The organism is Vibrio neptunius, assembly GCF_000967495.1.
Taxonomy (GTDB): domain Bacteria; phylum Pseudomonadota; class Gammaproteobacteria; order Enterobacterales; family Vibrionaceae; genus Vibrio; species Vibrio neptunius.
This window is the reverse complement of record NZ_JXXU01000018.1, coordinates 38,014-50,875: the sequence shown is the minus strand read 5'-3', so window position 1 is coordinate 50,875 and position 12,862 is coordinate 38,014. Positions and strand designations below refer to the sequence as shown.

Below are 12,862 nucleotides of genomic sequence, written 5' to 3'. Positions count from 1 at the left end.
GGCGATAGTGATTCTGTCGCTCCAGTGAGGCCCGTATCTATGTCACAACAAGAGAAACCTGCATTTAAACTGGTGCCTGAAATTGCGTTATTAGAACCGCTGCCAGAGCATCTGAGAAACCGCTTTGCCCACGCATTGAAGTTGATGCATGACGAGCTGGCAGAACACAGAACGTGGGAGCAAATTGCTACTGAGAGCGCAATATCGCCTTATCATTTCCATCGCCAGTTTAGCGAATTGTTCCATGAGACGCCGGGGCAGTATCTCAGCCGATTACGACTGCAAGTCGCGGTGAATCTGCTGCTTAATGATGAACCTTGGAGTGTGATGGAGGTAGCTCACTATTGTGGTTTCTCTTCTTCGCAAGCCTTAGGTAAGGCTTTAAAGAGAGAGCTTGGTGTGACGGCGAAACAAATTCGCAAAATGGGTTATGAATCCACACCGCGAGAGACGGCTGATTTTATTGCTAAGCTTGCTCATCCCGGCGCTCAGCAGTCGATTGAAAGCGAGTTGGCCAAGTCTATGCCAACTGAGTTGATTTGGTACCCTCAGCGAGGGATGAAAAAGATCGCTCTGGAAGATCCTGACTGGGATTCGGTGATCGAAATCTATGGCAAAAAAACAGTCAATTTACTCGGCGCAACACCGATTAACCAACTTGAAAAAGTATGGGACCAAATTGAGACCTTCATTGGTGATTGGCAAGTCGACGAAGCTATCTACGATTTTGTCATTCCTGAAGGGTACTACCTGTGCGCTGAGGTGTATCTGATTTCTGATGTTGCTTACAGTGCTGCTGTAGAAGCGCTGTTTGAGATCGTAGACGAACAGAAGTTGGAAATTGATGGCAACGCTTTTTTGATTGAAATGGTTCGTGATATTGAGTTGACCTTAACAGGAGGGGCAACGTTTTCATTTCAGATACCTATTATCCGCTAACTCTATTCATCGGGTTCATTCGAATAACTTCCCTTGTAGTTGTTGCATAAATAGTCACATTTTCGCTCGGTATAAAAGAGAGGGATTAAAGAGTCTGTGTTTATTGTTAAAGTTTACATGTACAAAATGCCACCAATTTGCTTAGCTCCATAACGTATTGATTTATATTATTATGCGTTTTTGGTGAATTATTTTTCATTATTTGCTTGAGTGTGAAATCTTTGTCGTTATAATTGCGGCAACGATAACTTATTCACTAATTGTGAAATTATAATCATCTAGGGAGCAGTCAGATGAGTGATACACTATTAGCCGAAGAGAACCACAAAAACAGTCGCAACATATTGATGTTCGCAATTCCGTCTTTGTTGGGTCTTTTCTTTTTCCTTGCACCGTTAACCATTGATGGCAACTTCACCTTTCCGCTAGCGCTGATGGCGAAAGGCGTCAAAGCGATCCTTGGAGATGCGATTTTACCAACTGTCACCGCTGTGATTTGTTTTTCTGCGGTCGTTTCTATTCTTGCCAGCCTCATCAAGCCAACTTTTGTGACTCAATCTGCATTGATGACAAGACTGTTTGTTCTGACGCCAGTTTGGCTAGTCGTTCGAGTTTTAGGTGCAGTATTCACTCTTATGGCATTACACCAGATCGGGCCTGAAGTGATTTGGAACGGCAATACGGGTGGTCTGGTTCTTAATGACCTTCTGCCTTCTTTACTGGTGACTTTCTTCCTGGCTGGTTTGCTGCTGCCACTGTTACTCAACTTTGGTTTGCTTGAGTTGCTCGGTACTGTTCTGAGCCGTTTTATGCGCCCAGTTTTCCGTTTGCCAGGTCGTGCTGCGATTGACTGTATGTCTTCTTGGCTAGGTGATGGCACCGTTGGGGTGATTCTGACCAGTAAACAATATGAAGACAAAAAATACACTGCGCGTGAAGCAGCGGTTGTCGCGACTATGTTTTCTCCGGTTGGGATTTCTTTCTCGCTGGTGGTATTAACTCAGGTTGGCTTAGAGAATTTCTTTGTCCCGTTCTACTTCTCTATCTGTTTGTCTGGTGTGATTGCTGCGATGGTGATTCAGTATCTGCCACCGTTATCGTATAAGAAAGACCTGTACATTGATGGCACTAAGCCTAATCGTAATGATGAATTGGTGCCTGCGGGTCAGTCGGTTATGGGCTTTGGCTTGAAGTTGGCACTGCACAGAGCAAGCAAAGTGAAAAGCCTTGGAGCGGTAGCTAAAGAAGGTGTGCACAACGCACTGGACATGGTAATCAGCGTGCTGCCTGTGGTTATGGCAATCGGTACTTTAGGTCTGGTTGTTGCTGAAACGACGCCATTATTCTCATTACTGGGCGCACCGTTCATTCCGCTGCTAAACGCGTTGAATGTTCCGGAAGCAGCAGCCGCTGCGGAAACCATGCTAGTTGGTTTTGCTGATATGTACGTACCTTCGATCATCGCAGCGTCGACGATTAATGCCGATCTGACCAAGTTTGTTGTGGCAGCATTGTCCGTAACTCAGCTGATTTTCATGTCAGAAACGGGCTCTGTGATTCTAAGCAGTAAAGTTCCTGTGAACTTTTTGGAGTTGGTCGCTATCTTCCTGCTAAGAACGCTAGTTACGCTGCCAATCATTGTGTTGGTCGCACATTGGATCTTCTAATGCGTTGATTGACACTGCCTAATGAACTAGCCCGCTACGTCTGACTTAGCGGGCTAATTTGTTTATGGGCTACTTATCATCAAAGCTGGTACAGATTTAACTCATGCCCGAGAGCTAGGGAATACGATGTTTATTGGCATCTGTATTATGCGGAGCTGCTTGAGCCAGCTCTTAGTCTGACTCATTATGGATGATCAACAGCCGTATGTTTTTTCTATATAAAGCTCAAACTGCTTACACATCATCTCATCAGAGGTATCGTTATCAGCTAAACAATTGGCGCCATCAACGATGCTGATCTTTGCATTCAACGGTGCTGCATTGATTTGTTCACGATCATTTAAGTCGGCAATTTTTTGCTTTTGAATTTCCCACGCTTGATTGGCAGTGAGGCTGCATGCCTCGGCAAGATATTTGGCATTGAAGCCTTCTCCTGTCAGACTCTTGATGGTGTCATTGTGAGATAAGTGATTGCCTGCACGCCAATAATGTTCTGCCAGTAAGGGACCGATTTCAGGATTGTCAGTCAGATACCCAAACCTGTCGAGGAAGTAAGCTCGTGTTTGATACACTGCCATGTTTGCTAGCAAGTAACCGTGATATGCACAGGATGCCTCATCAGAAAGTAAGTGAGGAATCGCCATCAATGGGCGAGGACTGCACTCTAGTCCCAGGATCTGCTTCTCACACTGACGTGCTAAAGCCGTAATGTGTTCCGCCGTCAGTTCCTCATCGCTAAGTTGATACAAGGCTTTTTCGAAGTAAGGCACCACTAAAATGCTGCGTTCCTGATACGCCTTAAACGGCTGGCTACAATTGATCATCGATTGAATGATCTCGTTTGGAACTGGATTACCGTCCACATCTAGAGCGTATTGTTTCAGCCAGTCGGCATCATTCAGCAGGCTGTCACAGAACATGGATTGAGTTTCGGCGTAAGCCATTGACGTCGGTGCAAACTCTTGAGAAAAACAAGGCGAGTTCATCTTGACGTTGGCAAAGTGCGCGGCATGACCACCTTCATGGAAAAGGGTGTTGATACCATCATAACCGCTGCCAATCTGATCGGGTTTTGCATTACTGGTGAAATTGACCTTGGCCGCGACCCATTGCCCATCGTTATAAAACGAAGGAATAGGGCCGTGGCAAAAACCATTTTGGTATTTTCCTTGACGATCCAGCAAGTCCAAAGTGAGCTCTGCGCCAGAGTAATCAATGTTCAGCCGGCCAAAAGATTCTACCCAGCGTCTGAGTGACTTGGAAAACGGTACATATGGATCCAGTTCACGCATCGAATCGCCAGAAAAGGAGTAATTGAAGTTGTAACCTGTGAGCGCATTTTGGCCTTTTTCACTAGCGAGTTTGTCTAAACTGGTGAGATTGACTTGTCTGGTTCGCTGCTCGAAATCATCCAGAATGTTAAACAACTCAGTGGTGGTCATTTTTTCGTTTTTAAGCACTGAGTAATCGAAGAAATTGTCGTACCCCAAAGAGCGGGCAAACTGGTTGCGCAGTTTGACTAGGTCAATAAAGCCATTACCGAGGAGCCACTGTTCAAGATCTAACAATGCTTGATGTGCTGACTGGCGTACGGCTTCATTATCGTTTGCCATTATGGTTGAGCGCAGTGCCGGTAAAGAAGCGTCAACTTGATCTCCCTGTTCGTTGACGTAAACCAGCGCATGGTTTTGTTTTTTCTCAAACAGTGCAGTTTCAAATGCGATCAGTTCCGTCTTAAGAGCCTGAGCTTTATCTCCTTCGATAGCGTGTGAGCGAAAAGTGGCTAGCCAGCCTTCAAGCCCGATTTGAGTTTGGTTACGTTCTTCTGTATCGGCTATTTCATTGAGCGTACTGAGCTGTTGTTCGATAGTAGCAATCTGCTCAGCATTACTTAGGAAGTGAGTCCATGCGGTTTGCGCAGCCGTGTAACGATCATGTTCGTTACTGATCCCCATATAGGTGTCCCAGAATAAATCTTCTTTGGTACGATGAACGTCTAGGTAACGCTGGTTGAGATCTTTGAGGTATTGAGTGGCAGTCATTTCAGTCCATAAAATGTGGGTATGAAGTAGTATTATCACATAACTGATTTAATGGAATCAGTTACATATGTTGCATTTTTGTGTTTTCTCAATTTCTAACGTTAAGTGAGTTTAGCTCCAAAACTCACCAACATACTGTTGGTGATTTCTTCCATAAAATTGGGCGTTGCAGTCAAACGGGACCATTAGGTTTGGTTGAAGTAGACGATTATCAATCGGTTGAAATATGTGCTGGTAGTGGGAGACAAGGAGCGAGCCAACAACAGTCTGGCGATAAAATGCCGTGAGGATGGAACAATTGTTCAGGTAGCAGTGGATGAACTCATTATTTATCTCAAGGAAAAACTCAGTCAAGCCTGCTAGATAGTGGGCCGTTCGGAGGTGGCACTGTCTTTGGCTTAGTTTTGGTCGGTGATAGTGACAAATGAGGTAGGCCAACAGGCCTACTTTTGTATTGCTTGACTTAGGCTTCATCGCCTAGATTTTTACTACTCATCTTACCAAACTGCGCTCTGTACTTCTGCGGGGAAACGCCCACCAAGCGACGAAAGTGATGGCGCATAGTCACGGCGTTATCAAACCCGGCTTGGTTAGCCAATTGTTCGATAGGTAAGGACTCGGTTTCCAGCAACCCTTTTGCTCTTTCGATGCGCTGTTGGATCAGCCACTCTTTGGGGGAAAGGCTAAAACTGGCGCGAAATTTACGATCAAAAGTACGTCGAGACATGCTGGCTTGCTGCGCCCAGTCTTCAACCGTGATGGCTTTATCCAGATTCTCAGATGCCCAGGCGATCGCTTGTGAAAATGTGCCCGGAACTTTGAGCATGGGTGTTTCAACAAACTGCGCTTGTCCGCCTGTTCGATGGGAAGATATGACCAGCCTTTTCGCGACCTGATTAGCAATCTGATAACCGTAATCGTGACGGATAATTGCCAGACCAAGGTCAAGTGCTGAAGCGCTTCCAGCTGAGCATCCAATTTGTCCATCGACTACGTACAGTACATCTTTCTGGTATTCGACATCAGGAAATTGCTCACGAAATGCATTCTCATACATCCAGTGTGTGGTGGCTTTACGCCCTCTAAGCAGCCCGAGTTTTCCCAGTAAAAAAGAGCCTGAACAAAGTGACAAAACGCGTTTACCATCGCTGACAAACTGACGAATTTCGCGCTGAATAAGTGGAGGAATATCGTAGTCTCCAGTCGGCCAGCCAGGAATGATCAATGTGTGATAACTCTTTAAACTCTCGACGAATTTCGTCTTGAGTGTAATACCACCTGTGCTGTCAAAATCTTTATTCTCCATATTAATGATCTCGCAGTCATACCAAGGATCGAACTCAGGCCGTGGTAAGGCAAACAGTTCTGCAGCGCAGGACATTTCAAACAAGGTGATGTGAGAGTGGGCAAGAATGGCAACTTTGATCATCTGGAGACTCGTTAGTGAGTGACAGTCTTTGGCTGATTATTATCGAATATTGGCTTTTAGGCCAGTGTTGAGTTGCTTATTTGAACGCAATAATGTTTCAAAAGACAAACAAGGAGACGTTATGACAAGTGCAGTAACTAGAGTTCCAGCCGCCAGTAGTGAGCGAGCGCTGGAATATTTCAGTCGACTATTGGAGTTTGAAACAGACTGCTGGGATGTTCATCATGCTATCACCAATGATCGTATGGACTTTGTGTTGCTTGATGTCAGAGGAGAAGAGCTATTTGCGCAAGGACAGGTAAAGGGAGCGATTAACATTCCTCACCCGAGGTTGAATGAAAAGAGCCTGAGCGCCTTTCCACCAAATACACAGTTTGTGGTGTATTGTGCCGGGCCACACTGCAATGGTACCGAGAAGGCGGCTATTCGTTTGGCAAAACTTGGTCGACCTGTGAAAAAAATGATTGGTGGTGTCACAGGCTGGCTCGATGAAGGGTTTGAGCTGGTCAAACAGGAGGCTGAAGCATGCGCTTAGTGGTTGGAACAGATTCTACTTGGTCTTTGCGCGCTTGGATATGTGCGTACATTGCAGGGGTAGAGATGGAAACTCAGGTGATCGATCTAACGAAACCTGAGGCGAAAGAACAGCTTAAATTGGTTTCTCCGACAGGGCTCGTCCCAGCACTCATTATTGATAACAACCGCGTGATCCATGATTCGCTGGCCATTAGTGAGTATTTAAACGAACTATCGGGAGGAAAATTGTTACCTCGAAGTGATTTTCAACGATCAGAAGCACGAAGTTTATGCTGTGAAATGCACTCAGGTTTTGTCGCACTGAGAACGCATTGCTCGTTTACTCTGGATAAGCTGGAGGTTGACTCACTTCCTATGCAAGAGCTGTCCTCTGATCTTACGCGTATCAATACCATTTTTGCCAAGGCTCGGCTGCCGTTTATGTACGATGAGCCGACCGTGGTTGACGCCTTCTATGCGATCTTAGCTTATCGCCTCGAACGTTACGGCCTTTCTCTTCAAGGCAAAGCGGCGGAATACCAAAGAAGCTTGCTTGAGTGGCACGGGTTAACTGATGCGATTGAAGCAGCCAAACAGTGGCGTAACGGGTGATTGAGGAATCCACAATAACTCTATGACTAACATGCATAGAGTCATTGTGAAAATGTCATTTGAGTCATCAAGAGAGGCTCAATACACTTCGCGCTCTTTTGTTTTCTTGCTGAGACTATGAATTATGTTTTCTCAATCACTTTTTGCTCAGCTCGTGAGAATGACGATATTGCTTTGCCTAACTCTGTTGGCCGTCCATCAGTCACCGCGTCTGATGGAACTGTTAGCGGAGCAGGCGATCAATAGCGGTTGCCACCAGCAAAGTCACGATATGTCCGGTGACCATTCTCATCATCACCATCATTAAGGTCAGTTCATGAGCATTTTCCGTTTTCCAGCAATGGTCTGGTTAGGTATCGCCATTCTGGTTATCTGCCTAGGTATCAGGCAATCTTTTGGTATTTTCATGATGCCGGTTTCAGATTACTTTCAAACCGGACGTGAATTTTTCAGCTTTGCTATTGCGCTGCAAAATTTGCTGTTTGGTGTCTTTCAGCCGTTTGTCGGTATGGCTGCTGACCGATTCGGCGCAAAACGCATCATCATTGCAGGCGCTATGGCGTATGGTGTTGGCCTGTATTTGACCTCTATCGCTGTCGAGCCTTCAACACTTTATTGGACGCTTGGTGTTCTCGTTGGCTTAGGCCTGAGCGCAACCAGTTATGTCATCGTTCTTGGCGCCGTTGCTAAAGTTGTCCCTGCGGAGCACGCAGCAAAAGCATTTGGCTTGACCACTGCTGCTGGCTCTTTTGGTATGTTTGCTATGATTCCCGGAGCGCAGATGCTGCTGAGTGATTTGGGATGGCAAGGGGCGCTTCAGGGCTTTGCTATGCTTTGCTCAACAATGATTGCATTTGCATTGTTTATGCGAGCGCCGAAAACCGCAGTCAAAAATGAAAACTCTGCTAGTGAGATGAAAGAAGACAATTTAACGCTTAGTCAGGCGTTAAAAGAGGCGTTGTCTCATAAAGGTTATTGGCTGATCCATCTTGGTTTCTTCGTTTGTGGCTTCCACGTGATGTTTATTGCTACCCATTTACCTAGCTATTTAGCCGACAAACAGTTACCTGCTTCAACGGCTGCGATGGCACTCGCTTACGTCGGGGTTTTCAATATCTTCGGCTCTTATTTTTGGGGAGTAATGGGCGATAAATTCAGTAAACGCCATGTGATGTCTGCGCTGTATCTGATGCGTACCATGGTGATTGGTGCATTTGTGACATTGCCAGTTACTGAGCACACAGCAGCGATATTTGGTGCAGCTATTGGTTTTTGTTGGCTAGGTACCGTGCCATTGACGTCTGGCTTAGTGAGGCAGATCTTTGGCGCTAAGTATCTGTCGACGCTTTATGGGCTGGTCTTTTTCACTCATCAGGTCGGTAGCTTCTTAGGGGCTTGGGCTGGTGGCCGTATTTACGATTACTACGGTTCTTATGAGCCCATTTGGTGGTCGACGGTTGTTCTCGCGTTTGCTGCGGCGATTATTCATCTGCCAATCAACGACAAGCCTGTTCGACGCTTTGCGGTAGCGTAATAAATTCATTCGCCACAAGTCTTAGTTCCTGTTTCTCACGTACTAATGTAAAAGAGAAAAGTCAGGAGCTGAGGCTTGAAACAAAAAGTTGGTCTTTACTGGTTCACTTGCGATCTTCGCACCCAAGATAACCCATTGCTATGGCAGGCGAGTTGTGAAGTTGATAGCCTGCTATGCATCTATTGCTTGCCTCAGATGGACAGTTATCTGATTCGTTATTCACAAGAACAGAGTTTAGGCTTTGAGCGAATGGCATTTCTTCAGCAATCCGTGGCCTGTTTATCGATATCTCTCGAAAATATGGGACAGCATTTGATCGTCTGTGATGACCGCCCTCTGGATGTCCTCCATCGTTTTATCCGAGATTATGATGTCACGCATTTGTACTGTGACCTATTTTCCGGTGTCAATGAGCAAAGCGTAGTCGACAGGTTGTCTCAGCTGCACTCGGATCTCACCTGTATTCAAGAACCAGTTAACACACTCTTCAGTCAGCGCCTTCTCCCTTTTAGGTTAGGCGAATTGCCCGGCACCTTTACCCAATTCAGAAAGCAAGTCGAGCACCTTCCTATCGGTGTAGAATCAAGCCTGTCTTTGTTACCTGAACAACCTGCGCAGGTAATCAGCACATTAAACATAGAAAAGGTACCATGTCAGCTATTCGCTGGGGGAGAAACTCAGGGGCTCGCACATTGTTCTGGTTACTTTGCTACATCTTTAGCAAGTCACTACAAACAAACTCGCAACGAGCTCGATGGTTTTGATTTTTCGACTAAGTTTTCTCTGTGGTTAGCCTTAGGATGCCTGAGTCCGAAGAGGATCTTTGTATTGCTTCAAGAATATGAGCAGAGGGAAGGAGCCAACGACTCAACTTACTGGATTTTCTTTGAGTTGCTGTGGCGGGAGTATTTTCATTGGTATGGAAAGCAGTGGGGAAGACGTTTGTTTAAGTTTTCTGGCGTTAAAGATATCGCACCATTGACAAGCTTTTATAGCTACCGGTTTCAGCAATGGAAACATGGTGAAACGCAATACCCAATCGTCAATGCGTGCATGAAACAGCTTAAAGCGACGGGGTACATGTCTAATAGAGGCAGGCAACTCGTAGCAAGCTGTTTGATTCATGAACTTGGTTTGGATTGGCGCTACGGGGCCGCCTACTTCGAGACTCAACTCGTTGATTATGATGTCGCTTCGAACTGGGGGAATTGGCAATATTTGGCGGGCGTGGGCGCGGACCCCAGAGGTTCTCGTCATTTTAATTTAGCGAAACAAACTGAAATGTACGATCCAGATAAGATTTTCATAGAGCGGTGGCGCGGAAATAAAGCAAATACGCCAAGTGATCATGTTGATATGGTCGACTGGCCACTCTCTTGTTCAAAAGGAGATGAGTAAGATGACGTTTAACACTATCCGCCTTATTCTCGGCGATCAGCTCAATATGCGTCACTCTTGGTTTAAAGAATCAGACAAATCTGTGTTGTACTTGATTGCAGAGCTCCATCCCGAGGCGACTTATGTTAAACATCACATACAAAAAGTGTGTGCATTTTTCGCAGCAATGCAGGCTTTTGCGCATGATCTTCAGCAAGATGGGCACGAAGTGCTGCACCTCAATCTGGACCAAACTTTGGCATTCTCTGATGTCTCGCAACTCGTCCGTCACTATGTCAAAGAATCTGGTGCAACCGTGTTCGAGTATCAAAGACCAGATGAGTTTCGTTTAGCAACGCTCCTCGATGAAATAGAGATACAAGGCTGCCGTATTCAACGTACAGAGAGTGAACACTTTCTTCTGTCTTTTGAGCAGATTGAACAGCATTTTCCTCCAGGAAAGCACATTATGATGGAGCATTTCTATCGTAAAATGCGAAAAAATTTCAGCATCTTAATGGAAGATGGAAAGCCCAAAGGTGGAAAGTGGAATTACGATGCGAACAATCGCAACAAACTCAAAATAGCGGATATAGAGCGTTTGCCAACCCCGCTATTGTTTGGCAATGATGTCACTGAGATTAGAGCGTCGCTTGAGCGGCACAATATCAGCACTATAGGGCAACTTGAAGGCCCATTGTTGTGGCCGATCAACCGCAATCAAAGTCTGACGCTACTTGCCCACTTTTGCTCCGTATGCCTACCTAACTTTGGCCGGTTTCAAGATGCAATGACCCAGGCGCATGCATCAAAATGGTCGCTTTACCATAGTCGATTATCCTTCGCCTTAAACAGCAAAATGCTTCACCCTCTCGAAGTGATTGATAGTGCATTGTCAGCGTATGAGTCGAACCCAGACATAGATATTTCTCAGGCTGAAGGCTTCATACGTCAAATTCTCGGTTGGAGGGAATACATCCGAGGCGTGTACTGGGCCAATATGCCAGATTATGCTGAGCACAACCACTTCGACGCTAAACGCGACTTGCCTGAATATTTTTGGTCTGGAGAGACGAAAATGGCATGTATGAAGGAAGCCATCGGGCAATCGTTGGATTTCGCCTATGCGCATCATATTCAAAGACTCATGGTGACAGGCAACTTTTGTTTGTTGACAGAGATTGCCCCAGCCCAGGTTGATGAATGGTATCTCGGTATCTATGTGGACGCGATTGAATGGGTAGAAATGCCTAACACCCGAGGTATGGCTCTATTCGCCGATGGTGGCATTGTGGGAACGAAACCTTACGCTGCGAGTGGTTCGTACATCAATCGAATGAGTGATTACTGCAAAGGGTGCCATTATAACCACAGCAAAAAAACGCAGGACGATGCTTGTCCATTGAATAGCTTGTATTGGCGTTTCATGCACAAACACAGAGAAACGCTAACGCAAAACCCGCGTATTGGCGTTATTTATCGGTCTTGGGACAATCTTGAGGAACAGGCACAAAGTGAGATTTTGCAAAAGGCAGAGTATTATTTGGCGCATATTGAAAATTTGTAACTCAATCTCTAGCGTGATGGGAAATAAAAATGTGCCAGAGGGTATTTAGGGAACCGCTTGAGAATAAAATGGATTATGATTAAGACCTTTGATCCCAACGGTCTTTGTTTATATGTATGCGGAATGGATAACCACAGAGGCGTTACTCGCTGCTTTGCTGATTTTTCTTGGCTCGTTCGTGCAGACGGCGATTGGTTTTGGTTTAGCGATTGTTGCCGCACCGCTGCTATTTCTTATCTCGCCAGATTATGTTCCTGCTCCTATCTGCTTGGTAGCGCTTTATATCTCAATTCTCAATGCACTGAAGCATAGAGATAGCGTAGAGATTGGGGGGCTTAAGATGGCATTAATTGGTCGAGTACCGGGCTCTATCGCGGGTGGTGTGCTGTTGGTGATGGTATCGACCGATTTGCTGGCGCTATGGCTTGGCTTGCTGGTATTGTTTGCAGTCGCAGTGAGTCTACTTCCTTTTCGCATTGAGCCTACACCAGCCCGCATGGGCGTAGCTGGTTTCTTTTCTGGTTTTTTCGGCACTAGCTCTGGTATTGGAGGGCCGCCGATGGCTTTGTTGTTACAACATCAGGAAGCGAATCAGCTGCGAGGCAATTTGTCGGCCTTTTTTGTATTCAGCTCAATCATTTCATTGATTATCCAAATGCCTGCGGGCTTTTTGACGACGCGTCATCTGTGGATCAGTATTCCGCTTCTTCCTGCTGCGTGGTTGGGGTATAAACTCGCCTTAGCAACGACTCAATCTCTGCCCAAAGAAAAAATTCGCCTTGGAGCATTGATGCTGTGTACCGTCAGTGGTGCGACGGCAGTCTGGCAGGGCTTGGTATAACTCATTTTATTGACGTTCATCTTAGGTTAAGGAAAAAACATGATACTAGAAGTCGCCATCTTGGATGTGAAGCCAGATATGGAGAAAGATTTTGAGCAAAACTTTGCAAAAGCTCAGGCTATCATCTCAAGTATGAAAGGCTATGTTTCACACCAGTTGCAACGTTGTATTGAGAATCCGGGGCGCTATATCTTGTTAGTGAACTGGCAAACATTAGAAGACCATGAAATCGGGTTCAGGCAATCTGCTGAGTACCAAGAATGGAAAGCACTTTTACATCATTTTTATGATCCATTCCCGACCGTAGAACATTATGAGAGTGTGTTCGATTAAGGTTT

General features: G+C 45.7%; 13 protein-coding genes. 11 read left to right on the top strand and 2 right to left on the bottom strand.

The annotated features are described in order from the left end of the window. Window positions 1–39 precede the first annotated feature (39 nt). Entirely contained in the window at window positions 40–939 is a 900-nt protein-coding gene (locus TW84_RS06755) for a helix-turn-helix domain-containing protein (RefSeq protein ID WP_205622473.1), read from the top strand. 293 nt (window positions 940–1,232) lie between these two features. Then, window positions 1,233–2,606 carry a YjiH family protein gene (locus tag TW84_RS06750; protein WP_045974891.1) on the top strand — a complete coding sequence of 458 codons (1,374 nt, stop codon included), beginning with the start codon at window positions 1,233–1,235 and terminating at the stop codon, window positions 2,604–2,606. Window positions 2,607–2,800: 194 nt separating this feature from the next. On the opposite strand, the gene TW84_RS06745 is transcribed toward TW84_RS06750, so the two are convergent. Then, on the bottom strand, window positions 2,801–4,648 hold the full coding sequence (locus TW84_RS06745; RefSeq protein WP_045974890.1) for a M3 family metallopeptidase: 1,848 nt from the start codon (window positions 4,646–4,648) through the stop codon (window positions 2,801–2,803). 228 nt (window positions 4,649–4,876) lie between these two features. Between TW84_RS06745 and TW84_RS25305 the strand changes: the two genes are divergently transcribed. Further along, the gene (locus tag TW84_RS25305; RefSeq protein WP_162197120.1) at window positions 4,877–5,011 is read left to right on the top strand and encodes a His/Gly/Thr/Pro-type tRNA ligase C-terminal domain-containing protein; all 135 of its coding nucleotides are present in this window, start codon (window positions 4,877–4,879) and stop codon (window positions 5,009–5,011) included. A 100-nt stretch (window positions 5,012–5,111) separates the two neighbouring features. On the opposite strand, the gene TW84_RS06740 is transcribed toward TW84_RS25305, so the two are convergent. Next, a complete protein-coding gene (locus TW84_RS06740; RefSeq protein WP_045974889.1) occupies window positions 5,112–6,077 on the bottom strand; it encodes a helix-turn-helix domain-containing protein in 966 nt (321 codons plus the stop codon). A gap of 121 nt (window positions 6,078–6,198) precedes the next feature. On the opposite strand from TW84_RS06740, the gene TW84_RS06735 reads away from it, so the two are divergent. The 8 genes from TW84_RS06735 to TW84_RS06705 all read left to right on the top strand — a co-directional run bounded on the left by TW84_RS06735 (window position 6,199) and on the right by TW84_RS06705 (window position 12,857). Next, complete coding sequence (locus TW84_RS06735; RefSeq protein WP_045974888.1) at window positions 6,199–6,612, top strand: rhodanese-like domain-containing protein; 414 nt, start codon at window positions 6,199–6,201, stop codon at window positions 6,610–6,612. Beyond that, complete coding sequence (locus TW84_RS06730) at window positions 6,603–7,205, top strand: glutathione S-transferase N-terminal domain-containing protein (protein WP_045974887.1); 603 nt, start codon at window positions 6,603–6,605, stop codon at window positions 7,203–7,205. The genes TW84_RS06735 and TW84_RS06730 overlap by 10 nt, the downstream gene beginning before the upstream one ends. 124 nt (window positions 7,206–7,329) lie before the next feature. Next, window positions 7,330–7,512: a hypothetical protein gene (locus TW84_RS23990; RefSeq protein ID WP_084720196.1), complete on the top strand. Its 183-nt coding sequence runs from the start codon at window positions 7,330–7,332 to the stop codon at window positions 7,510–7,512. Window positions 7,513–7,521: 9 nt separating this feature from the next. Next, entirely contained in the window at window positions 7,522–8,739 is a 1,218-nt protein-coding gene (locus tag TW84_RS06725) for an MFS transporter (RefSeq protein ID WP_045974886.1), read from the top strand. A gap of 75 nt (window positions 8,740–8,814) precedes the next feature. Next, on the top strand, window positions 8,815–10,137 hold the full coding sequence (locus tag TW84_RS06720; protein WP_045974885.1) for a DASH family cryptochrome: 1,323 nt from the start codon (window positions 8,815–8,817) through the stop codon (window positions 10,135–10,137). A gap of 1 nt (window position 10,138) precedes the next feature. Then, a complete protein-coding gene (locus TW84_RS06715) occupies window positions 10,139–11,683 on the top strand; it encodes a cryptochrome/photolyase family protein (RefSeq protein WP_045974884.1) in 1,545 nt (514 codons plus the stop codon). A gap of 112 nt (window positions 11,684–11,795) precedes the next feature. After that, the gene (locus tag TW84_RS06710; protein ID WP_045974883.1) at window positions 11,796–12,524 is read left to right on the top strand and encodes a sulfite exporter TauE/SafE family protein; all 729 of its coding nucleotides are present in this window, start codon (window positions 11,796–11,798) and stop codon (window positions 12,522–12,524) included. A 39-nt stretch (window positions 12,525–12,563) separates the two neighbouring features. Further along, window positions 12,564–12,857 carry an antibiotic biosynthesis monooxygenase family protein gene (locus TW84_RS06705; RefSeq protein ID WP_045974882.1) on the top strand — a complete coding sequence of 98 codons (294 nt, stop codon included), beginning with the start codon at window positions 12,564–12,566 and terminating at the stop codon, window positions 12,855–12,857. The last annotated feature ends 5 nt before the right edge of the window (window positions 12,858–12,862 follow it).